The organism is Glaciecola punicea (assembly GCF_001756615.1).
Lineage (GTDB): Bacteria > Pseudomonadota > Gammaproteobacteria > Enterobacterales > Alteromonadaceae > Glaciecola > Glaciecola punicea.
In genome coordinates this window covers 16,124-38,599 of record NZ_LZXY01000002.1, presented here as the reverse complement: position 1 = coordinate 38,599, position 22,476 = coordinate 16,124, and the positions used below count along the sequence as shown (strand labels likewise).

Sequence of the window (22,476 nt, the reverse complement as noted above, 5' to 3'; positions counted from 1 at the left end):
TGTTGCGTGCCTCGCGCTCTTTGCTCACTTACCTGTCGACATATAGTAAAAGGCTAGTACTGAGGGCATCCTTTTTCTTCGTCATCCTAGCTACCACTGCTACTGTGTATGTAAATGCGAACGTACACCATCAAGCTCATATCGCAGAGATTAGCATGGCGTCATCTGTTAGTATAAATGAGCCGTGGGCAAGAGCCACATTTGCACTTGCAAAAAGCGGCGCTGCCTACTTTTCTATCATCAATACCAGCAATCATGACCTAGTACTCAGCTCGGTGTCAGTCGACAACAGTGTGGCCATGACAGCCGAACTGCATCATACCATCATGCAAAACGAAATGATGAGCATGCAAGAATTAGAAGATGGTATTGAAATAAAAGCTGGCTCGACGGTTGAATTATCTCCCGGCGGCATGCACATTATGCTGATGGGTTTACAAAAGCCACTTAACAAAGACGAATTTATAAACGTCAATTTAATTTTTGAAGACGGATCGCAGTTAAGCCATAGCGTACCTGTTTTAGATAAGCGTAATTGAAATATACAAAAAGAGCCGTTAAGGCATTTTTAACATTTACGCTTAGCTAAGGCAGTATGGATCCCAAATGGTCTGTGTGTCAGACCGAATATTTAACAATAGAGGGTAATATGTCGAATATAGATATTGGTATAAATGAAAACGATCGCCGCGAAATTGCAAATGGCTTAAAAAAACTATTAGCAGATTCGTACACTCTCTACTTACAAACACATAACTTTCACTGGAACGTAACAGGCCCACAGTTTCGTGAGCTACACCTAATGTTTGAGGAGCATTATACTGAGTTAGCGACAGCAGTTGATGACGTAGCAGAGCGCATTAGAACATTAGATGTGGCAGTGCCCGCCACCTATAAAGCTTTTGCTGAATTGAGCAGTATCAAAGAAGTAGATGGTGTGCCACAAGCATCACATATGGTGACCTTGCTGATGCAAGGGCATGAAGCGGTTGTGAAGACATGCAGAGACGTCCTCAAGCTTTCTCAAAAGGCCGATGATGAATCCACTTCTGCATTGGTTTCAGATCGTATGCGTGTGCATGAGAAAACTGCATGGATGTTACGCGCAACACAAAAATAGTCTTACGCAATTAAGACGCAGTAATGCATTGTGAACCTTGCGAAAGGCAAGGAGCACAATGCTATAGCGTCAGTTACTTGCAAAAAAGACGAACATCACCACACATATCACCACACATTGCGACATAGCAATCTAAAACAAAACGGCCTATTTTTATGAATCAAAACACGGTAGCACTTACTCTTGAAAACTTTCGTCCTGTTATGGTCGAACAATCAGCCCTAAAGCTAGTAGTCGTTTATTTTTGGGCGCAGCGGGATGAGCCCTCCGTAGCCCAGCTAGAGGTGATTAAGCGCTTTGTTAGTCAGTATCCTGATGAGATCTTTTTGGCAAGTGTGAACTGCGACGAACAGGCTGAAATAGTACAGCAGTTCGGCGTTAAAGGGCTCCCGACCACTATTTTAGTGAAGGATGGACAGCCTGTAGATGGCTTTTCAGGACCACAAGATGAAGCGCAGTTGAAAGTCACGTTTGCAGAATATTTGCCCAAACCAGAAGATGAGTTGTTTAGCAAAGCAAAAGAACTTATTGCGCAAGCAGATTATCAAGGCGCCTTTACATTTTTGAAACAAGCGCATGATATTGATGCTACCCGAGCCGATATTACAATAATGTATGCTGATGCCTGTGTTGAAACAGGCACTCTAGCGCAAGCAAAAGCCCTCATTGGCTGTGTTGGCCTTGTCGATCAGAATGGGGATTATCAAGCAGTGCTGGGGAAAATTAAATTAGCCGAAAAAGCGGCTGAGTCACCGCAGCTCTTAGAACTTCAGGAAAAACATGCCCAGTCACCTGATGATTTGGGTATTAAAGTAGAGCTTGCTGTGCAACTGCAGCAAGCGCACCAGCCTGAACAAGCCTTATCTTTGCTATTGGAAGTAGTGAAAAAAGACCTAAGTTTTGGCGATGCTAAAAAGACTATGCTCGATATGATAAACGCATTAGCCGACGGCGACCCCATAAAGGCGGCCTACAGGCGCAAGCTATACAGCCTTTTATATTAAAGGCCGCACTTTTTTACGCTAAATAGAGATGTCAGGCACTGCTTTTTTTGCTAACATCGCCCTCAAACTTAATTACCGTTCTTAACTTATGGCTAAAAATGTTGTTGTGCTTGGCACCCAATGGGGTGATGAAGGCAAAGGAAAAGTAGTTGACCTGCTAACGCAGAAGGTCTCTTATGTAGTGAGATACCAAGGAGGCCACAACGCTGGCCACACTTTGGTTATTGACGGCGTGACGACTGTCCTTCATTTAATTCCCTCTGGTATTTTGCGTAGTAAAGTAACCTGCGTCATTGGCAACGGCGTTGTGCTAAGCCCTGAAGCCTTGCTCACAGAAATGAAAATGCTTGAAGACAAAGGCATACCCGTAAAAAAACGCCTTAAAATAAGTGAAGCCTGTCCTTTAATTTTACCCTTTCATATTGCTCTTGATATAGCGCGCGAAACCGCCAGAGGCAATAAAGCAATAGGCACGACTGGTCGCGGTATAGGCCCAGCGTATGAAGACAAAGTGTCGCGCAGAGGCCTGCGTGTGGGTGATTTGTTCAACGCACAAGGTTTTGCGTTGAAGCTAAAAGAAGTGATGGAATATCACAACTTTATGCTGACCGAATATTACAAGGTCGAACCCCTAGACTACGCTACCGTGCTAGCCGATGCGTTGGCAGTAGCCGATTTATTAAAATCGATGGTGGTGGATGTAACCGATTTACTTGAAACCGCAAGGCTTAAGGGTGAACCCATAATGTTTGAAGGCGCCCAAGGCACCTTACTCGACATCGATCACGGCACTTATCCTTATGTGACGTCATCAAATACCACAGTGGGCGGTGTTGCCACTGGGGCTGGCTTTGGACCTTTGCACTTAGACTACGTGCTGGGAATAGTAAAAGCCTATACCACGCGAGTAGGCTCAGGCCCGTTTCCGACAGAACTCGACTGTGAAGTGGGCCAGCATTTGGGCGTCAAAGGTCACGAATTTGGCGCTACAACCGGTCGCAAGCGTCGCACCGGTTGGTTTGACGCAGTCGCGATAAAGCGCGCCGTGCAGCTAAACTCCATTACGGGGTTTTGTCTGACCAAACTTGATGTGCTCGATGGTTTAGAGACATTACGTATTTGTATTGGCTACAAAGACAAAAACGGTAAGGTCAGCACTACTCCCCCCCTAGCGGCCGAAGGCTATGAAGCTGTCACGCCAGTGTATGAAGATATGCCGGGTTGGACGAGCAGCACCTTCGGCGTAACCACGTTTGATAGCCTACCTCAGGCGGCTAAAAACTATATTAAACGCATTGAAACACTTGCGGGTGTACCGATAGACATCATATCGACAGGGCCTGACAGAGCGCACACTATGGTGCTCAAAGACCCGTATTCAGTTTAAGCCTCATTTTTGCTACTTAATAGCCTGGCACTAGTGCAATTTATCGACTAGTGGCGGGCTTTTTTATGGTCGAAACTACAGCAGGGTTCTGCTAATATCATGGTTAATTATGGAACTAGGATAATATAGCCATGGATCAACAAGCAGCCGCAAATATTGATACAAACAGTAAAAAAGAGACCAACATAGCGCAAAACAGCAAGGTATCTTGGGTAAGCCCTGTAAACGACAGTCTTGCAGCCCTGACTGACACAAAAGCTAGATTGGATGACTATTTTGCCACATCTGCAACGCTCCCATTGTCGTGGCGTAAACATCAGCTTAATGCGTTTTTAAAATTACTTCGCAGCGAAGAAAAAGCGATAACTACAGCGCTATATCAAGACCTGCACAAATCGGAAGAAGAAGCCTTTATAACCGAAGTGGGATATTTAACCAAGGATGTAAAGTATTTGCTGAGTCATATAGACGGCTGGGCGAAGCCAAGATCGGTGGGTACACCACTGCTAGCCATGCCGGGTAAAAGCATGATCAAAGCAGAGCCATTGGGTACTTGTTTAGTCATTGGGGCTTGGAACTATCCTTTCCAACTGGCTTTGAGCCCCATGCTGGCTGCTATTAGTGCGGGAAACTGCGTTATTATAAAGCCATCGGAGCTTGCGCCTGCTACCTCTGCTTTAATTGCCAAGCTGTTGCCTAAGTATTTAGACATGAACGCAATTGCTGTGGTCGAAGGCGGTAAAGAACCTACGTCTGAGCTCTTAAGCTTAGCCTTTGACAAGGTGTTTTACACTGGGGGCGAAAAAGTGGGTAAAATTGTAATGCGCGCCGCCGCTGAGCACCTTACTCCCGTAACGCTGGAGCTTGGCGGTAAAAGCCCCTGCATTGTTGACAAAAATATTGACCTAAGCGCCGCCTGCAGCAGGATTGTTTGGGGGAAACTGATGAATGCAGGGCAAACGTGCATCGCGCCTGACTACTTAATGGTCCATCATAGTCACCTTGACGATGTTGTTAACATGCTTAAAAAAGTCATTGTTAAGCAATATAGTAAAGATATTGAAAAAAATAAGTATTTTGGTCGCATTATAAGTCAGGCTCACGCCGAGCGACTGGTAGGGTATTTAAAAGACCAAAATATTGTGTTTGGCGGCGAGCATGATGTAAGTAAGAAATTCATTGCGCCTACGATAGTGCTCAACCCAAGCCCTGATAGCCCACTCATGCAAGAAGAGATTTTTGGCCCCATCATTCCTATCGTCAGTTTCAATGGGCGCAGCGATATGCTTGCGTTTATTAGGCAGCGTGCTAAACCATTAGCGGCCTATGTATTTACCAAAGACAAAGAGTTTGAACAACGCTTCGTTGACCAAATTAGTGCAGGCAATATGTGCATTAACGACACCTGTGTATTTATGGTGAATCCTGAGCTTCCGTTTGGCGGTGTGGGTATTAGTGGAATGGGTCGCTATCATGGAAAATATGGCTTTGACACCTTCTCTCACCAAAAGTCGATATTAAAGCGCAGTTTTAGCTTAGAAAATTCTCTGCGCTATATGCCCTTTAATGCATTCAAATTTTCATTGATCCGTAGGTTTTTAAAATAAGAGAGCTGATTGTATGACATTTCCGTTTCATCTAGCCATTCCAGTAAATAATCTGAACGACGCTGCACATTTTTATGGACAAGTTTTAGCCTGCGAGCAGGGCCGCAGCGATAAACACTGGATTGACTGGAATTTTTTTGGTCATCAACTTGTGACGCATTTGGTGGATACAATGCCTAAGTGCGTGGCGCCTAATGAAGTCGATAACAAATCGGTTCCGGTTCCGCATTTTGGGGTGCTTGTTGATGAAGAGGTCTGGCTGCAGGTGATTGACAAGATAAGAGCGCATAATATACCGTTTCAACTTGAGCCATACATCCGTTTTAAAGGTAAAACAGGTGAGCAGGGTACGTTTTTCCTGTTCGATCCTGCGGGCAACGCGCTAGAATTTAAGTATTTTAATGATCCCACGCAAATTTTTGCGGTCTAATCAGTGTTAATTGGCTTTTTTTTGCTCGTTTTGCCTTATATCAGCGCGCTAGATGTTGATCTTATCGTGAAAATGCCATCTAATAACAAAAGCTGCTAGGAGTTGCAGTCATACAAACCTCATAAAAAAGAGAAAAATAACTATGAATAAACAAGAATTAATTACGCAAATCGCTGAGAAAGCCGACCTATCTAAAGCGTCTGCTGGAAATGCACTTAATGCAATTACCGATACAATTACAGCTGCATTAGCAAAAGGCGATGCAGTAACGTTTGTTGGCTTTGGTACCTTTTCCGTTAAAGATAGAGCCGCGCGTTCTGGTAGAAACCCACAAACGGGTGCGACGATTCAAATCGCCGCAGCAAAAGTTCCTGGGTTTAAAGCGGGTAAAGCACTCAAAGATGCCTGCAATTAAGATTTATTTGAAAGCTTTTGCTTTTACAAAAACGGTTAGCATTTGCTAGCCGTTTTTGTTTTCGATGTCTATACATATACCTAAACGCGGTATCATGTCTATAGCATGACTGCACTTAATACAAGATAGGCTACAACGGTAGTAGCGCCGGTAAGTAGTGCGTAGGGCAGTTGTGTTTTGACATGAGTAAGTAAGTCACATCCAGCGGCTAACGACGATACCGCGGTAGTATCAGAAATAGGCGAGCAATGATCACCAAATATGCCTCCGCCAAGTATCGCGGCTAATACAAGCTCAGCGGGTAGCCCTAAGGTTTGCGCTAAAGGCATACCGATGGGGATTAAAATAGCGAAGGTTCCCCACGAGGTGCCGGTGGTAAAAGAAATAATGCCGCCTGCTACAAATAGCATAGGCACAACCAATACCAGCGGTAAATACTCGCCTACTAGGCCCGATACAAATATACCAGTGCCTAATACTTTCAAGCTGGCGCCAAGTCCAATTGACAGCATCACTATGGTGACCAAGGGTAAGAGCTCGCTGATACCGGCAAAGCCAATTTTAAATGCACCTTGGTGCGTAGTTTGTTTACTAAGCACCATAAGGCAATAGCCCACAATGCAGGCTAAAAAGGTGGCGTAGAGTACCGAGCGACTGCCACTGCCTTGCGCTAAGTTGCCGTTACCGGTCCATATCATAAAGCCCACCATGCCAAAAATCATCACGCTTAACGGTAATAGCATAAAACGCGCTTTGGTGGGCTTGGCAATGGCTACCTTGGTGTCTACGCGCTCAAGCTTTTTTTCAGCTTCTTTCATTGGGCCGTGTACTTTGTCGGCAAATATGGTGTAGGCGACAATGACTAAGGTAAGCCATGCATAGATGTTATAAGGTAAAGTGCTCCATAGCACAACAACTGGGCTTGAGGGTAAGTCATAGGCGCTTAGTAAGATCAGCACATAAGCGCCCCAACCGTTAAGTAGTATGAGAATACACACGGGCGCACTGGTTGAATCAATCACGTAGGCGAGCCTTGCACGGCTCATTTTAAATTTGTCGTACAGACCCCTTGCCATAATGCCTGCGGTGAGTACGCTTAAATTAGATTCTATAAATACCACCATGCCGGTAAACATAGTAACGCCGCCGGCGCGGCGCTTAGTACTAGCAATGCCAGATGAAACGAGTTTATTAACAAAAGCGGCAACGCCGCCAGAATCGCGCATGAACGCAAGTAGCGCGCCCACTAATAAACTGAATAAAAGAATACGCGCATTGCCTTCGTTACTGATGGTTGAAACTATTCGTTCAATTGTATTAATAGGGGTTAAGAGCACGCTTTGTTGTGCTTGCTGCAGCAACAGTAGGTATTCGGAGGTAATAATTGACAATAATAAAGCCAATATTACTTCCTTTTTCCATAACACGACGGCTAAGGCCACTAAGGGGGGTAAAATGCTTAACCAATCCACGCTTTTTCCTCTTATTTGCTGCTGTTTTACTTTACGGCTGTTTGCGCCAATACCGCTTCGTACACTAAGTTCATTATGTTGCCATAGCGTGCGCTTGGATATTGGTCACCGCTGAATTGTAAACGCCCACCTTGTTCACTTAGTGGAGAATGCTTTTTGTTGCTCAAGTATATAATAGCTAAGTCTAATTCAGGGTCAATAACGGTGGCGGTGCCAGTCCAACCGGTGTGCCCATAGGCACTTGAACTTGCATATGACCCAAAATGCCAGCGTGTTTCAGGTGAAGATAAGCGCCAGCCTAAACCCATTGAATCGCGCACAAATTCGGGGTGCACAAAACGATTAATGGTATATTGCGAAAACAAATGCACATTGCCATAGCCGCCGCCGTTTAGTAATAACTGCGCAAGCACCGCTAAATCTTGCGCGGTGGAGAACAAACCAGCATGCCCGGCTACACCCTGCATAGAATAGTGGGCTTTTTCGTCATGAACTTGACCTTGAATAACGCCGCTGCGGATGTTGTCAAAGGTAACGCGGCCGCCGCGAGTATTTCCCTGTAGTTCTGTTGCGGCAAACTGATAGGCTTGTTTGCCTTTGCTTAAGGGCACAAATAGGGTATTGCTTAGGCCTAGGGGCGCGTAAATGTAGGTTTCTACGTATTGATCAAGTGGCATGTGGGTGATGCGCTCCACAAGTAACCCAAGGATCATAAAGTTGGTATCACTGTAATTTTGGGTGCTTCTGCGCGCATTGCTAAAGGGTACCTGGTTTAACAAAAACTCACTGGTGAGGACTTTGTCCTGCGAGAAAAATAGGTCGCCAAACGGGCTATTGTTCTTGAAAAATTGCACTTCGCTATTGTAGCCAGAGGTATGCGAGAGTAAATCAGCAATAGTGCGGGTATCGCGGCCACCGCCCTGATACTCGGCCAAATAGTGGGCAATAGGTGTGGTTAACGATAGTTTACCCTCGTCTACTAACTTCATTACGGCTAAGGTAGTGGCAAATACTTTTGTGTTTGAAGCTAAATCAAACATAGTGCTAGTTGTCATAGGCGCAGGTGCGTTAACGGCTCGCTGCTGTTCATCATATTTTAGCGCATAGCCATAGGCTTGTTGCTTAATAATATTGCCCTTATGCACAACGACTATGCTGGCACCAGGAAAACCCTTACTTATATCATTTTGTATAAACTGGTCGAGTTTTGAAAAGTCGACCTTAGGCCTCATGCTGTTTAGCATAGCGAGTGTGTTAATAGTAGGATAGGGAATGCTGATCGCAATTTCAGCTGGCGTGTTGTTAATGCTGGCGCGTATATTCTCAACGCGCAGGCTGTTTATGCGGTTTTGAGTACGTTTGGCAATTGATAGAGATTGAGGTTTGGCTGGGTTTTGCGTAAACACATTGCCTAAGTTGAGTTTCTGATTGTTGATAAAAATATCGGCTGATATCACGTTTGTGCTTTCAATAGTCAGGGTGCCTTTATTAGCAATCGCCAAAAAGGAGGCTCTATTACCATTATAAAGATGCTGTGTACCTTGCGCTGATGCCAAGAAGAGCATGTTTAGCTGGCTCGTGAGCGGGGTGAAATTATCTATTATCGCAGACTCACTTTGGTACTGGGTCATTAAAGCACTAAGCTGTGGTTCAAAATATTTTTCCAGTAGGGCAAATATTGTGGCTGCGGTTTTGGTGTCAGCTTGATAGGTCACTTGCCAAGGGATGAAGTGCATTTGAAAGGCGCCCAGTACGTCCAAAGTTTGGCGGTCTAAAACCCCTGTTTTATCAATAGCATAGCCATAAATATTAAGTGCCTCTTGCAGCAGGCCGGTGCTGGGAGATTGATGATTAAATAGCTGCCAATACTCAGCTACAGTGTCATTGTCATACCATGCGCCAATGCCAGCTTGGTATAGTTTTTGCCACGGAAATCTTGGGCCAGGATCATTTTTGCGTGAAGGCGCAATGTCAGAATGGCCCACTACTGCCGTTGGCGTAATATCCGGATTGCGCGCTAAAATATCTTTTGATAGCGCGATTAACAACTCAATTTGCTTATGTTCGAACTCTGGAAAAATACACATGTCTTTTGGTTTAATAAATCCAGCGGGAACATCGCTTTCAATGCACTCAGGAATATTCACAATTTCAATCCCAATAGAAGAATCGTTCAGTGAGCTGCGGCCCTGCCAATAACTTTGGCCAGCGTGCCACGCCCGCTCCTTTTCATCCACAAGCTGCAGCACTTCAATGTGGCTTTTGGGATAGCTTTCATCATTTAGCATCGGGATCAGATAATGTGAGCTTACGCCGCCACCTTCATTTACCAGAAAATCAATTGAACGTTCGTAATTTACCGCAGTAAAGTGCATCACCAAGGACTTGACTCTGTAGCTTGAATTGCTTGACTCTAGCTGTACAATTTTATGCGTGTTTGTACAGCTTACTAATACACTTAATGCTATCGTGATTAGGCTCAAAAACCGGAGTTTACATTTGTGAGAATACATTTTTTGCAAAGATCCGCTTTGCCTGTTAACGAAAACAAATGGCCAAAAAGGTGTTTTACGCATACTGCCCCTGCTAGTTAGGTAAAGTTAGCTCAGTAAAGTCTTATTTTTCCGTTTAATATACGTCATTTGTTGCGTAAACTAAATGATATAAAGTGGCAGTGTCTATTTGTTAGTAATCAGGACTATCGAAAAAAGCATTTTTGCAAGGCTCTATCTTTAATGACAGTCCCGTGATAAGGAAAGATATCAAATGCCTGCTGTACATAACATAAAGAACTATTATCGAAGATGGCTGAAAAGTATAGATGAAGAACTACATTACAATCGTTAAGCGAAAGGTAACCCCACGTGTTGTAAACGAACGCAGCAGTATTGCTCAGCGCTATCTCAATATTTGCATTGTCTTGCTCATTGCATGTTCTTTCACGCTAGAAGCAAGCGCTTTGGTAAACGCGCAAATCCCGCTGCAAAGTCAATTTAAGAATGTTGACACTGAGCTTCGGGCCAAAATAGCCCAAAAATTGTTTATTGACCTGCGCTATTACTGCTCGCCTAAAGCCCAAGGATATTGTCTAGAGCCATTGCTTGAACTACCCGATGAGATAGCCTCTATGTTGGCGAAGTCGAAGGTGGGTGGGGTAATTTTATTTTCTGAAAATTTATCTTCGCCTGAGCAAATTATAAGACTCACGCATGATTTACAAGTAGCGCTGATGCCTGCACATAAGAAAGTGCCTGGCCTTGCTCAGCAAGGTGTTAAACAGCGCGAACCGCAAACTTTTAAACAGCCTCTTTATATTCCTCTTTACATTGGTATCGATCAAGAAGGCGGGCGAGTGTCGCGACTTCCACAGTCTTATTTTATGGGGTTTGCGGGGAATATGGCGATTGGGGCCACCGCCAAAGCACATAAAAATAAATACTCTATAGCGACAAGTCTAGCAATGGCGAAACATCTAAATTTACTCGGTATTAACGTTAATTTTGCGCCAGTGATTGACGTTAACAACAACCCCAGTAATCCAATTATAAACGTGAGGGCCTATGGTCAATTCCCAAACTTAGTCTCAGATTTAGGCGGTGCGTCAATACTCACTATGCAAGAGCAAAATATTTCGGTAGCAGCAAAACATTTCCCCGGTCATGGCGATACTTTTCTGGACAGTCACGTGGGTTTGCCGCGGGTGAATCACAGCCGTGAAATGATCAACAGCATCGACTTATTGCCATTTCGAAAAGTTATTGGTAACTCTAACACACGTCCAGATATGATTATGACAGCCCATATTCAGTATCCTGCGCTTGACAGCACTCGCTTTGTGGGTGATAAAGCCGCTACTGAAAATGCAGACAACGCGCAAGCTACCGCAGAGCTACCGGTGTTACCTGCTACATTATCACGCAAAATATTAACGGGTATTTTACGTCAAGAATTAGCCTATAGCGGACTTATTATTACCGATGCTTTAAACATGAAGTCTATTACTCAATATCTAACGCCAATAGAAGCCGTTATTCAGTCATTTTCTGCAGGCGCCGACATTACTCTCATGCCTTACCAAATAAGTTCACCCCAAGATGCGATTGGCTTTTTAGACTGGTTGAACGAACTGACTATATTCATTGCCCAAGACAATGAGCTAAAAGGCTTGGTTGACGCATCGTACAGGCGAATACTCACGCACAAGGCTAAACGCAATATTGCTAAACGAAGCTTGTTGCCCTTAGCCGATAAACTTGCGCTGTTAGAGGACACTTCCTACAAAACCAGTGACTATAATTTAGCGCTTTCACTGTCACAAGCATCTTTTACGCAAATTAAGGGCCTTACTACACCATTAGTAGCGCAGCAACGCTTGCTTGTTTTTATGCCTGATAAACTGCGCTGTCAAGCCTTTAAGCAGTACTGGCAAGAACAAGTAGATACAAGTGACGTAAATTGTTTGAGTATACTAAGCGAGGCTATTCCTTCGAATTCAGAGCTTTTAGCTGACATAGACGCGGTAATTGTAGGCGACGCTTTTCCGGCGCTTGGCTTTCATGAAAGTGTTGATTATGAGGGTATACAGGCTAGTGGTCGTATCGATAACGAACTGCAGCTCTGTGCCATTAATGCTCTAGTTGCGCAGGCTAAATTTCAAGATATACCGAGAATACTGGTAAAGCTTCGCTCGCCCTATATTTCCGTTAATGACGCCCAATCATACAGCGCTATTTTTGCCTCATACGACTATCAAGTTGCGCAGGTTAGTAGTACACCCAATAATAATGAATACCTGTTCAGTCCTGCATTTGCCTCGTTAGTTAAGGTGATCACCGGTAAGCAAACGCCATTAGGGACTTTGCCTGTTACTTTATCTACAGAAGCAATCAAGGCCTTGCCCGCGCCAAAAACGAAAAGTGAGCCAGCGCCTCAAGAAGAATGAAAACTAATTGAACCTGACTCCTTTAGTTTTTTAAAAGCGCACTCTTACACCTCCATTTACGATGAAACCGTCATTGCGTGACCAAATGTCGGTGGTCCATTGTCCATCGGGGGCGCGGTTAGGCAATACCAACGGGTCTTCTTTGGTTTGGCGAATATTCAATAAGTTTTCCATGTTAATAAACCAGCTGAATTGACCGGTGGTGATCTCCCCCATTAGTCCAAGGTGCCAGTAGGGTTTGCTTTCAGCGCGATAAGGATTTCCTTCTAAACGCTGAATGCCAGTGTAATAAGCTTCAAATCCAATTCTGAATTTACCGTGTTGCTCTTTCATAGCGACAAAGCCGGCAGAGTGCTGCGGCGTTAGCTCAACGCGTTGGCGAGTTTCGCTGCTGCCGTTAAATTCAGTCGCATCTAAGTAGAGATAGCTGGCGGTTAGCTTGTAGTCTTGCCATTTGTAGCGTAGTAAAAGTTCAGATCCATAAATACGCGATTCGCCAGGGGCATTGTTTAAACGGACGCGGTCAAGTGGGCCACCGATTTGTGATGAAAAAGCTTCCAGCTGCGTCACGCCTTCTACGCTGGAGGTGAAAAAGGTGAGGTTGGTTTCAAGTTTATCAAGTTGATAGCCTATATCAATTGAGGAAGTCACAGCGGTTTCTTCTTCTATGTTACTTAGCGGTTCAAGACGTGATAAGCCGGCGGCCTCAATTGCTTCCACGAAAGGGCTCGGCGCAAAGTAGCCGCGCCCGTAGGAGGCTCTAATAGTCCAGTCATCAGGGCGATAGAGCATTGAGATGCGCGGACTAAATTGGGCGCCAAACTCGCTATGATCATCAAAACGCCCGCTGAGTGAGGCCGATATGCGCTCGTTTAGCTCATAGTCAGCTTGGGCGAATATTCCTGGTACGTCATATGAATAGTCGAAGCTAGGAAAATCTTGCGACTCAAAACGGTCTGACTGCATGGCGACACCCAGTACCCACTGCACGTTTTGTGTATAGCCTGCGAGGGAGCTCTCAAGCAGATAACTTTCATGACTGTCGTCGTCTAACACATCGCCAAAACGTTTATCGTGATTTTGAAGCATGGCTGAAGCGCGCAAATTCAGACTCAGTACATCGCCTAACGGGGTATTAGCAATAAGTCCCGCGTCGAAGCGCTCACTATCTTGGTTGTGTACAAATGTACTGCCGTCTGGCAAAGTTTGACGGGCGCGCGTGCCGCCTTTGCGGTTCTCTGTCATAAAGCCCGCTGTGGCATAGATGCTTGCGCCGTTTTCGCCGTCCCAAAACAGGCGTGGGCGCGCGGTGTAACGTTCGTAGCCAGCCATGTCAATCCAGCCATCATCGTCTAAATCTTTGTTACTTTGCTGGTGTGCTCCAGCCGTGAAAGACATACCCACCGAGTCATTAAGCGGAGTAGCTAAATAGCTTGTTATATCTTGGCCATCTTGCGATGTGGCATTTAACAAGACTTCTCCTTGTGCTTCACGGCTTGGCTTGCGTGAAATTAAATTGATCACGCCACCCATAGCCGAGCCACCATAAAGCGATGAAGCAGAGCCTTTGATGATCTCCACTCTGGAAAGATCGGTTGGTGGAATTTGAAGCAAGCCGATAGAGGACGCTTGACCACCAAAAAGTGGTAGGCCGTCGCTTAACAATTGGGTATAACGACCGTACAGACCTTGCAGGCGAATGTTGGCACTGCCAAGCGCTGGGGAGGTGGTTTGCACCCTAACGCCGCCCGTTTCGGCGACTAACATCGAGATATTGCCGGGGCGCATAATCGCTTTTTCTTCTAATTCTTCGCGGTTGATGACTTCTATTCGAATGGGTTCACTGTTTATTGAGCGGCCTATCCGCGTTGATGTTACTAAAATTGTTTCGGTCTCATCATGGTGATGTTCGTCGCTATCATCATCATGTCCATCATCATGTCCTTCAAGATGTCTATTGCCTCTTGCCTTTATTTCGGCCTCAGGATTAACGCTAATATTTGTCGCGTTCGTTTGCGCATAAGCTTGTGTTGTAAATGTGTACATCATGCTGATAGTAATAAGTGAAAAAACAAAGTGTTTATTGGATTGAAAAATGTTCATGGTGAAAGAGTGTCCATTAGTGCAGAAGGTGAAGTAACTTAAGCGCGTTACTTTGAAATCGGTTGTGCGTATAATAAAGCTTCTAGTAAGAGGAAGGTCAAGCCAATATGCAAATAAAACAATTAGCTAGCGAGACGGGTGTGGGCAGTTACACGATCCGTTACTATGAAGATATCGGCTTATTGCCTCAGGCTAGGCGCAGTGATATCGGTTACCGTCGTTACAATCAGTATGATGTACTTTCACTAAAATTTATTCGACGTTGCAAAGACTTACGTATGCCACTGGTTGCCATAAAAAGCTTGATGGCCGTGCAAGCATGAGAAACTTTTCATAATTATTAAGGATATAGTAAATACGGCAAGCGCATTTTCTTATATAGGGCTAAATCATATTGCCAACTGAGGCGAATGTCCTCAAGTGACTCACCGTTTTCAATGGCTTTTCTTAAGGTGTCTGTACCGGCCAGTTTGTCCATAAAATCAGGCGCTGTAAAAAAGGGTATATTTTGCGCTTTAAAGGCCTTGTGATAATCCATAAGAAGGCGTAAATCTAGCCCTTGAATTACGCTATGCTGAAGGTTCAAACCAAACAACGCAAGGTTCAGCAGTTTTGGCTTAGGCGCGGCAAAAGGTTTTGACGCAGGCGTGAAGGTAAAGTCGCCTAAGCGAACCTTATTATGCCCTATTACTTGAAAAGGAAAATCAGTACCTCTGCCTATACTCACAGCGCTAGCTTCAAAAAAGCATAAAGAGGGGTACAGTCTTACGGCTTGGTAATTAGGCAAATTGGGGCTGGGCGGAACGGGTAAGTTATACACTAGCGATTTGTGATACCCCTGCATGGGAATGACCGTTAATGCCAATTGTTCAGCGTTATCTATCCAATTCTCGCCTTTTATCATTAATGCGAGTTCACCCACTGTTAGCCCGTGTAAAACCGGAATAGGGTGCATACCGACGAAAGATTGAAAGGCTAGATCAAGCACGGGGCCGTCTATAAACTCACCGTTCGGATTGGGTCTATCAAGCACCATAAACGCGACTTTGTGCTGGGCGGCAGCCTGCATCATGTGGTGCATTGAACTGATATAGGTATAAAAGCGGGTGCCAACATCCTGAATGTCAAAAATGATTACATCAAGGTTTTCCATGATGCTGTTAGGCGGTGTTTTGTTTTTTCCGTAAATGGATTGAATGGGAATAAGGGTAGCGGCATCTTTACCGCTACTGATATGTTCGCCCGCGCCTTTATTTCCGCGAACCCCATGTTCAGGCGCAAACATCACGGTGACATTTATGCTGTAACTGCGTAACAAGTCTACTAGGTGTATGGGTTTTGAAACAGCGGCGTTGTTTTCATGCTGATCCAGCATAGACGTTTGGTTAACGATTAACCCCACGCGTTTTCCACGCAGACTGGCCAGATACACAGAGGTGTTTTCGGCGCCAAGCACTAAGCTCGAAGTGCTAGATGTGGCGTCGCTGTCAAGCGGTGCTGCACTGCTATCTAGCGCTGAGCTTGGATAAATGGCTTGCTCACTACTATCAACAATATCGTCTTGCACTAAATTCGCGCTTGCTTGATAGGCTATCACAAGCCAGCATATGAGCAGCATGCCACAAAATGGTAACAGCAAACGTAAGTTAGAAAATGTCATATCATGTGTAAACCTAAAGTAACGTTTTTTTATGCGGCTTCGCGTGAATGCTATCAGGCGAATTGCTTAGCGAATTACGCAAATGCCCCTGATTTTTTTGCAACATCGTTTTTGCTGTAATCGCATCTGTTTGCGTTAAAATCATTAAAATGGCCAGCTTTGCGCTATTGTCGGCCAACTCAAGTGCTGTTTGCGCCTGCGTTTGGCTGCATTGCGTCGCCTGCATTACAATACGGATAGCCCGAGCGCGCAGCTTTTCATTACTTGCGTTAAGATCGACCATCAGGTTTTCAAAGACTTTGCCTAGTTTTACCATGACGGCGGTGCTTAGCATATTGAGTATGAGTTTTTGCGCAGTGCCTGATTTCATGCGCGTTGAGCCGGTTAAACATTCCGGCCCCACTTGCGCGCATATTCCGGCATTCACCATAGTTAACATAGGCGAGTTTGGGTTACACACCACACATGCCGTATTACAGCCTAATGAATTAGCGTATTCTAAGGCGCTAATCACATAAGGCGTGCGGCCACTGGCGGCTATGCCAACCAGCATATCGTTTTTTTGCAGGTCAATGTTTTGTAAATCAACTATGGCGCTGTCTTTGCTATCTTCTGCACCTTCTACTGCATTAGTTAAGGCGTTCTCACCGCCGGCGATAATGCCTATTACTAAATTATCGGGTACACTAAATGTGGGTCGGCACTCTACCGCGTCTAGTACCCCTAAGCGTCCACTGGTGCCTGCACCGATATAGATCAGCCGACCTTTGTTTTGAAGGCTGGTAACCGCCAAGTCAACGCAAACACTAATGTTAGGCAGCGCGGCGGCAACTGCTAGCGCAACTTTCTGGTCTTCTTGGTTAATCACCTTTAGCAAATCAAGCGTGTTTAAGGTGTCTAATGTCATGGTGCGTGGATTTCTGCCTTCAGAGACAAGGTTGTCTAGCTGCTGCATGAGGGCTTGCTCATTTGTTTCGAGTTTTTGGGGCTGAGTTTTTACTTCCTCAAAGGGCTTGGGCATCTACGCTTCCTCTTTAGTAAACGAACGTGCATTTTGAGTGACGCCAAGGCAGCAAACTATCGTGGCCACGCTGGTGGCAATTAATAGCTGATATGAGAAATTCAAATCAAATTGCCACGCGTCTGGCAAATACCACGTTTGTACATAGGGCTGCATAAGCACCGGAATAGAAAATCCAATGATCAGCGCCCCTAGAATAGAGCCTGCTGAGCCGCGTTTGGTAAAAAGTGCCGTAAAATAAACGCCAAGCAAGCCGCTATATGAAAACACCATCACGCTAAGCGCAAAGGCTAAAAGCGGCATGTCGGTATATTGTTGCCAATAGTAGCAAAGCCCTGCCATTGCGCTTAAGCAAATGGCCACAAGCCCCATACTAATTCGACCTGCTTTTACTAACTGCTGTTCGCTCGGGCTTACTTTTTTAATCAAACCACAGTAAAACCCACGGTAAAGATCTTGCACTAGCACCGATGACATGCTGTTTAAGCCAGAGTTTAAGGTAGACAAGGCGGCGGCAATAATTCCTATGGTGACCACTGCTTTTATGCCATTGGGTAAATCGGTAAGCACGTAGTACATAAATATAGTGACGGTTTGGCCCACGAATTCTGGCGTGGGCTCGCCCTCTATGCCGCTTTGCATTAAATCGGGTCGCTGGTAATAGACAAAAAGTAACAAACCAATACAGACAAAAATAAGTACAACCGGTATGCCCATAAATATTGAGCTGACCAACGCCCGCGTTGCGCTTTTTGAGTCTTTGCAGGTTAACATGCGCTGCGTCACATCTTGATCAAGACCAAAGGCAGCAATATTTAATAATACAAACCCAGTTACAACAGACCAAAAGCTAAATACGCCGGCACCGCCAAGGTCAGTAGTGAAATTAAACACGGTCAGCTTAGAGTCTTGACCGTCGCCAGGATCGGCTAAAACAGCCCATATGGCAGAAAAGTCGGCGGGGATACTGATTATCAAATACCCAAGTACTAACAGTGCAGCGCTTATGTATACCATCGCTTGAATAACATCGCTGTAAATAACGCTGCGAACGCCGCCGTACATGGTATATGCGAAACCAACGGTGGCAATAAGTAAGATCGAGGCAATAACATGGTTTGCGGCAATATCACCAAATAAAATCATAGCAACCGCAATTGCGGCCATATATAGCCTTGCGCCACTTGCAAACAGCCTGCCGATTAGATAAACCGTACCTGCCTGATATTTAGATTTTTCACCAAAGCGCTGAGCGAGCAGTTCGTACACGGTAAACACTTTGTAATGGTAGAATTTAGGCAATAAAAAATAGGCCACAAAGCCTGCGGCAATAAAACCCGCTAAATTGGTGGCTAAGTAAGTCAAGTCGCCCCTGTAGCCTTGGTCAGGGCCGCCTAAAAAAGTTGCCGCTGACTGCGACGTGGCCAGCACAGAAATACTCACTAGCCACACGGGCATTTGATTGCCCGCTAAAAAATAGTCTTTACTAGATTGTGACTTTCGATTGAACCATAGGCCTGTTGCCACTAAAGTTAGTGCGTAGCCGGCGAATATTGCCCAATCTATCAGGGAAAACTGATCAATCATTCATTGACCTCATAATTATTGTTATTTTTAGGATATCTCTAAGATGTACTTTATGTATAAATATCGCAGCGCTTAGTTATACCCAATCGGGTTTGCGCTGTATACTACTTAATTATGCTATAAATGCACTCTTCATTAAAATGTTGGGGCATGGGCGAGATAACATGGGCACATGTCTTGCTTTAGTGACAATAATTCTCGGCAGATTAAACATCCGCTGGCAATAGTGTGAACTATATAGCGCTTTTTCATCGTTTAAATAACAAATTAAAGAGGTGTATTGTGAGTCGTCGCACCATTGCTACTATAAATTTAAATGCACTACGCGATAATCTTGCTTTGCTCATGGATTATAACAGTGGCAGTAAGGTGATTGCCGTAGTCAAAGCAGACGCCTACGGCAATGGCGCGGTGAATGTTGCGCGCGCTATTGAGGCTGTGGTCGATATATTTGCAGTGGCATTTTTAGCCGAAGCAAAAACACTTTGCGAGGCCGGTATTTCTAAGCCTGTCTTAGTCCTACAAGGCCCGCACAGTCAGCAGGAACTGTATGACGAGTCCACCTCAAATCTTATTTGGATGCTACACAGTGAATGGCAGCTAGAAGCGTTTGCAAAATATAAGCAAAGTACCGTTGTGCACAAAAGTGCAGCTTGGTTGAAGTTCGATTCGGGCATGCATCGACTCGGATTGCCTATTGCACAGTTGCCAGACTTACTCGCTAAGTACTCAAGCATTATAGATGAGAACACCGTACTTGCTACCCATCTTGCAAACGCAGATGAGCCTATTCAAGATCATGCAAAAGCCCAAATAGACGACTTTTTAGCGGTAGCCTTAATGGTGAACTTGCCCATTTGCATTGCCAACTCTGCCGCGAGTATACGTTTTGATCAGGCTCGCGGCGACTATGTACGCTTAGGTATTGCTATGTATGGTTCAAGCCCCTTTCAAAGCCACGACAATCCTGTAGCGCTAAAACCAGTAATGAGCTTAGATTCGCAAATAATAGGCTTGCGCACTATTGAAAAAGGCGAAGCGGTTGGCTACGGAAGCACTTGGAGAGCCGCTAGAGAGTCGGTCATTGCTACAGTCTCCATTGGCTATGCTGACGGCTACCCACGCCACGCTCCTACTAGCACTCCCGCATGGTGTGAAGGGCAGCTTATACCTTTAGTCGGGCGTGTGTCTATGGACATGTTAACGTTTGATGTGACTAATTTAAGCAGTGTTGCAATAGGAGACGTTGTGCAACTGTGGGGCGATAAACTGCCTATAAACGATGTGGCCGATCACATAGGCACCATTGGCTATGAGCTAATGACCCGCATTTCTGCTAGAGTACCTCGAAAGTATATTGGGTAAGGTGTTAAACGAAAGCCTTCTTCAGGTGTAAAAAGGTAAAATTTTGTCGAATAGTCATAAAAGAGATCTCACTAAAGGGCCCGTTTATAGAGCCCTAGTCGCTATGTCAGCGCCAATGAGATTAGGTATTTTTCGGTGATTGCTGTGGGCTTAGCAGATGCGTACTTCTTGGGCCCTTTAATCACCAGCACCGTGTTGCAGAACTAATTATGGCTTGTGCTGATTTTTTATTTCAATATAGCCATGCTAATGTCGAGATCAATAAAATTTATCCCTGATAATAAGCGGTTTTATGAAGTGCTTATAAGAATATAATACTGCGTATATTTGGCATTAGAACGTTTTGGAACAAGGTTGAAGTATGTGGATTGTAGGGGTTGATGGTGGTGGCACGAAATGTGAGGCGGGTTTATTTACCCAAAGTGGTGACTTGTTAGCGAGGGCGCGAACGGGACCTGCCAACTTGTTCGCTAATTTTACAGGTGCTATGGCTTGTATAGAGCAGGCCAGCGAGCAGCTCTTTTCGAAGTGCCAAGCGCAGCATAATATTAGTGTTACCCAACAGGACTGTTTTATTAGCTTAGGTTGCGCCGGTGGTTCAATAGAGTCGGTGAAAAAAAATTTCAGGCAATGGCCGCATCAATATGCTGGAGCGCTGCTTAATACCGATGTATATGTATCGTGCCTTGGGGCTAATAAAACAAAGGCTTGCGCCGTATTCGTGATTGGTACGGGGTCTTGTTTAGCGGTTTTCACACCTGAGGATCCCATTAATATGCAGCAGTTTGGGGGCCACGGATTTATATTAGGCGATGTTGCATCGGGCGCCTGGTTAGGCAAGCAAGCACTAATTTGGTACTTACAGGCGCTTGAAACACCTCCCCAAGATACACTCTTATTAACCACACTCAAGCGTGAGTTAGGCAGCAGTACGAGTCTAATAATTGAGACCTTTGGGCAAGCTAGTGCGCGTGAATTTGCTGAACTTGTACCCGTAATCTTGAACGTGCAAGATAGTAGCCCAACGGTCGCGAACTGGCTAGCACAAGGGGCGTCGTATGCCGCTAATTTGATAGAACGGCACACCGATAAAAACCAGCCAATATTTCTTACAGGAGGATTAGCCACGGTGTACAAACCGTTAATTGAAAAACGCATTGCAACCGCTGTCACTATTCCTAATAAGAGCGCTATTTTCGGTGCATACGCAGCCGCCAAAGACTACTTAAACAGACAAAATGGTTGAGTTGAGTAACGGGCTTGTATTACTTTCGTCAGATTGATTTCATACTCTGAGGGGCCAAATGTAAACGATATCTGCGCTAGCTTATCGCCTTCAAGTGCTCAACACAAGTACGCGTGCAAAGCCCACCAAATCATGTTTTTTAGCAAAGGCGCTGCCTTTAAGATGCACTTGAGGCGGTATGCGTTGCCACTGAAAATACACTACCAATAGTTACCATTTTCGTAGGATTTCTGAATACAGCGCCGCATCTAAAAGCACTTGGGACACGTCAGCCGGATTTAGCAAACGCTCTAACTCTCCCGATGTGCTCATCATTAAAATAGAAGCATTAAAATCATCTATAATAGTCTGTGCGTTTGGTGTGTCAGATTTAATCGCTAAACGCAGTTGGACTTCGTAAATAGGGTCGCGTGACAGATACATTGACTGTTGTTTTACGTCTATTAAAAGCTTGTTGAAGGCGTCCAGCATAAATTTGTCACCAATGATGTTTTCAACGCGCCGGTCTGCTAGCTGCTTAACGTTGGCTAAAAAGTCAGGAGTGCGTGCCCATCTTACTGAACGCTCAGCGCGCAATTCATCGGTATTGGCGAATCTGTTTTCAATGCCCAGAGTCGTTCTATATATTTTATCGAGCCTGTTAGCTTCTTTTGCTTTTGGGTTTCTTGAGGCGATGTGCAGCGGTAATACCATATAAGGGTCAGAATATAGATAGCTACCACGCTGAACGTTCAAAGAATAATGGTCGATGAATCCCGTAAAAGTACCATTTCTTAAACCGCTGCCAGACCACGCCTGCGTTGTTGCGGTAATAGTGACGGCATAGTCACTCAAGGCTTTTTTTACTACGTCATTCGCCCGCGCTGAATTGGGGGCTTTGTCGATCAAGGTAGGCACTATATTGCCCACCAAAGGAAGCTTGGTGTTTTGCGCTAGAACAGGTAATGCCAAAATGCTCGTAGATACAACTAAACAGATCAACGCACCGCGCTTCATCATTATTTTTATACTCAATGTAATCTCAATATATAGTAGTGGGTTGGGACGCGCAGATATAAGGTTAAAACTACGTTTCATGCCTAGTGTAAACGTGAAATTAAGCACAATGGATTTATTT

Annotated in this window: 18 protein-coding genes; 11 read left to right on the top strand and 7 right to left on the bottom strand. The window is 44.9% G+C overall.

Annotated elements, in window-relative coordinates:
* Positions 1-155 precede the first annotated feature (155 nt).
* The 7 genes from BAE46_RS02415 to BAE46_RS02385 all read left to right on the top strand — a co-directional run bounded on the left by BAE46_RS02415 (position 156) and on the right by BAE46_RS02385 (position 5,963).
* Entirely contained in the window at positions 156-539 is a 384-nt protein-coding gene (locus tag BAE46_RS02415) for a copper chaperone PCu(A)C (RefSeq protein WP_006007393.1), read from the top strand.
* 110 nt (positions 540-649) lie between these two features.
* Positions 650-1,120, top strand: a complete 471-nt coding sequence (locus BAE46_RS02410; protein WP_040521180.1) for a Dps family protein — start codon at positions 650-652, stop codon at positions 1,118-1,120.
* Positions 1,121-1,275: 155 nt separating this feature from the next.
* On the top strand, positions 1,276-2,124 hold the full coding sequence (locus BAE46_RS02405) for a tetratricopeptide repeat protein (RefSeq protein WP_006007389.1): 849 nt from the start codon (positions 1,276-1,278) through the stop codon (positions 2,122-2,124).
* An 88-nt stretch (positions 2,125-2,212) separates the two neighbouring features.
* Positions 2,213-3,511 (top strand): adenylosuccinate synthase, encoded by a 1,299-nt coding sequence (locus BAE46_RS02400; protein ID WP_006007387.1) that lies wholly within the window; start codon positions 2,213-2,215, stop codon positions 3,509-3,511.
* A 131-nt stretch (positions 3,512-3,642) separates the two neighbouring features.
* Positions 3,643-5,118, top strand: coding sequence for an aldehyde dehydrogenase family protein (locus BAE46_RS02395; RefSeq protein ID WP_006007385.1), 1,476 nt, complete (start codon positions 3,643-3,645; stop codon positions 5,116-5,118).
* A gap of 13 nt (positions 5,119-5,131) precedes the next feature.
* Positions 5,132-5,548, top strand: a complete 417-nt coding sequence (locus tag BAE46_RS02390) for a VOC family protein (protein WP_006007383.1) — start codon at positions 5,132-5,134, stop codon at positions 5,546-5,548.
* Positions 5,549-5,690: 142 nt separating this feature from the next.
* Positions 5,691-5,963, top strand: a complete 273-nt coding sequence (locus tag BAE46_RS02385; protein WP_006007381.1) for an HU family DNA-binding protein — start codon at positions 5,691-5,693, stop codon at positions 5,961-5,963.
* A 98-nt stretch (positions 5,964-6,061) separates the two neighbouring features.
* Here BAE46_RS02385 and BAE46_RS02380 read toward each other — a convergent pair whose 3' ends face one another.
* A complete protein-coding gene (locus BAE46_RS02380; protein WP_006007378.1) occupies positions 6,062-7,435 on the bottom strand; it encodes a Na+/H+ antiporter NhaC family protein in 1,374 nt (457 codons plus the stop codon).
* A 26-nt stretch (positions 7,436-7,461) separates the two neighbouring features.
* Complete coding sequence (gene pbp4b, locus BAE46_RS02375) at positions 7,462-10,011, bottom strand: penicillin binding protein PBP4B (protein ID WP_238528986.1); 2,550 nt, start codon at positions 10,009-10,011, stop codon at positions 7,462-7,464.
* Between the two features lie 245 nt (positions 10,012-10,256).
* On the opposite strand from pbp4b, the gene BAE46_RS02370 reads away from it, so the two are divergent.
* Positions 10,257-12,377, top strand: coding sequence for a glycoside hydrolase family 3 N-terminal domain-containing protein (locus tag BAE46_RS02370; RefSeq protein ID WP_070111675.1), 2,121 nt, complete (start codon positions 10,257-10,259; stop codon positions 12,375-12,377).
* A 30-nt stretch (positions 12,378-12,407) separates the two neighbouring features.
* Here the strand turns inward: BAE46_RS02370 and BAE46_RS02365 are convergent, their stop codons facing one another.
* The gene (locus BAE46_RS02365) at positions 12,408-14,480 is read right to left on the bottom strand and encodes a TonB-dependent receptor plug domain-containing protein (protein ID WP_006007372.1); all 2,073 of its coding nucleotides are present in this window, start codon (positions 14,478-14,480) and stop codon (positions 12,408-12,410) included.
* A 107-nt stretch (positions 14,481-14,587) separates the two neighbouring features.
* Here BAE46_RS02365 and BAE46_RS02360 point away from each other — a divergent pair, with 107 nt between their 5' ends.
* A complete protein-coding gene (locus tag BAE46_RS02360) occupies positions 14,588-14,803 on the top strand; it encodes a MerR family transcriptional regulator (RefSeq protein WP_083256770.1) in 216 nt (71 codons plus the stop codon).
* Positions 14,804-14,820: 17 nt separating this feature from the next.
* Here the strand turns inward: BAE46_RS02360 and BAE46_RS02355 are convergent, their stop codons facing one another.
* The 3 genes from BAE46_RS02355 to BAE46_RS02345 are packed head-to-tail and all read right to left on the bottom strand — an operon-like array spanning position 14,821 to position 18,748.
* Positions 14,821-16,140, bottom strand: coding sequence for an exo-beta-N-acetylmuramidase NamZ family protein (locus BAE46_RS02355; protein WP_070111674.1), 1,320 nt, complete (start codon positions 16,138-16,140; stop codon positions 14,821-14,823).
* A gap of 13 nt (positions 16,141-16,153) precedes the next feature.
* A complete protein-coding gene (murQ, locus tag BAE46_RS02350) occupies positions 16,154-17,161 on the bottom strand; it encodes an N-acetylmuramic acid 6-phosphate etherase (protein ID WP_083256769.1) in 1,008 nt (335 codons plus the stop codon).
* Complete coding sequence (locus BAE46_RS02345) at positions 17,162-18,748, bottom strand: sodium:solute symporter (protein WP_070111673.1); 1,587 nt, start codon at positions 18,746-18,748, stop codon at positions 17,162-17,164.
* Positions 18,749-19,030: 282 nt separating this feature from the next.
* Between BAE46_RS02345 and alr the strand changes: the two genes are divergently transcribed.
* Together alr and BAE46_RS02335 are read left to right on the top strand one after the other, a co-directional pair.
* On the top strand, positions 19,031-20,113 hold the full coding sequence (alr, locus tag BAE46_RS02340) for an alanine racemase (RefSeq protein WP_070111672.1): 1,083 nt from the start codon (positions 19,031-19,033) through the stop codon (positions 20,111-20,113).
* A 361-nt stretch (positions 20,114-20,474) separates the two neighbouring features.
* Positions 20,475-21,359, top strand: a complete 885-nt coding sequence (locus tag BAE46_RS02335; RefSeq protein WP_006007360.1) for a glucosamine kinase nucleotide-binding domain-containing protein — start codon at positions 20,475-20,477, stop codon at positions 21,357-21,359.
* A 210-nt stretch (positions 21,360-21,569) separates the two neighbouring features.
* On the opposite strand, the gene BAE46_RS02330 is transcribed toward BAE46_RS02335, so the two are convergent.
* Positions 21,570-22,373, bottom strand: a complete 804-nt coding sequence (locus BAE46_RS02330) for a transporter substrate-binding domain-containing protein (RefSeq protein WP_171901002.1) — start codon at positions 22,371-22,373, stop codon at positions 21,570-21,572.
* Positions 22,374-22,476 lie beyond the last annotated feature (103 nt).

Excerpts from the sequence above, each read along its gene's own strand:
- BAE46_RS02355 (WP_070111674.1), bottom strand. The coding sequence starts at position 16,140 with ATGACATTTTCTAACTTACGTTTGCTGTTACCATTTTGTGGCATGCTG.
- BAE46_RS02385 (WP_006007381.1), top strand. The coding sequence starts at position 5,691 with ATGAATAAACAAGAATTAATTACGCAAATCGCTGAGAAAGCCGACCTA.
- BAE46_RS02405 (WP_006007389.1), top strand. The coding sequence starts at position 1,276 with ATGAATCAAAACACGGTAGCACTTACTCTTGAAAACTTTCGTCCTGTT.
- BAE46_RS02400 (WP_006007387.1), top strand. The coding sequence starts at position 2,213 with ATGGCTAAAAATGTTGTTGTGCTTGGCACCCAATGGGGTGATGAAGGC.
- pbp4b (WP_238528986.1), bottom strand. The coding sequence starts at position 10,011 with ATGCGTAAAACACCTTTTTGGCCATTTGTTTTCGTTAACAGGCAAAGC.
- BAE46_RS02370 (WP_070111675.1), top strand. The coding sequence starts at position 10,257 with ATGAAGAACTACATTACAATCGTTAAGCGAAAGGTAACCCCACGTGTT.
- BAE46_RS02335 (WP_006007360.1), top strand. The coding sequence starts at position 20,475 with ATGTGGATTGTAGGGGTTGATGGTGGTGGCACGAAATGTGAGGCGGGT.
- BAE46_RS02410 (WP_040521180.1), top strand. The coding sequence starts at position 650 with ATGTCGAATATAGATATTGGTATAAATGAAAACGATCGCCGCGAAATT.
- murQ (WP_083256769.1), bottom strand. The coding sequence starts at position 17,161 with ATGCCCAAGCCCTTTGAGGAAGTAAAAACTCAGCCCCAAAAACTCGAA.
- BAE46_RS02360 (WP_083256770.1), top strand. The coding sequence starts at position 14,588 with ATGCAAATAAAACAATTAGCTAGCGAGACGGGTGTGGGCAGTTACACG.
- BAE46_RS02365 (WP_006007372.1), bottom strand. The coding sequence starts at position 14,480 with ATGAACATTTTTCAATCCAATAAACACTTTGTTTTTTCACTTATTACT.
- BAE46_RS02345 (WP_070111673.1), bottom strand. The coding sequence starts at position 18,748 with ATGATTGATCAGTTTTCCCTGATAGATTGGGCAATATTCGCCGGCTAC.
- BAE46_RS02415 (WP_006007393.1), top strand. The coding sequence starts at position 156 with ATGGCGTCATCTGTTAGTATAAATGAGCCGTGGGCAAGAGCCACATTT.
- BAE46_RS02390 (WP_006007383.1), top strand. The coding sequence starts at position 5,132 with ATGACATTTCCGTTTCATCTAGCCATTCCAGTAAATAATCTGAACGAC.
- BAE46_RS02395 (WP_006007385.1), top strand. The coding sequence starts at position 3,643 with ATGGATCAACAAGCAGCCGCAAATATTGATACAAACAGTAAAAAAGAG.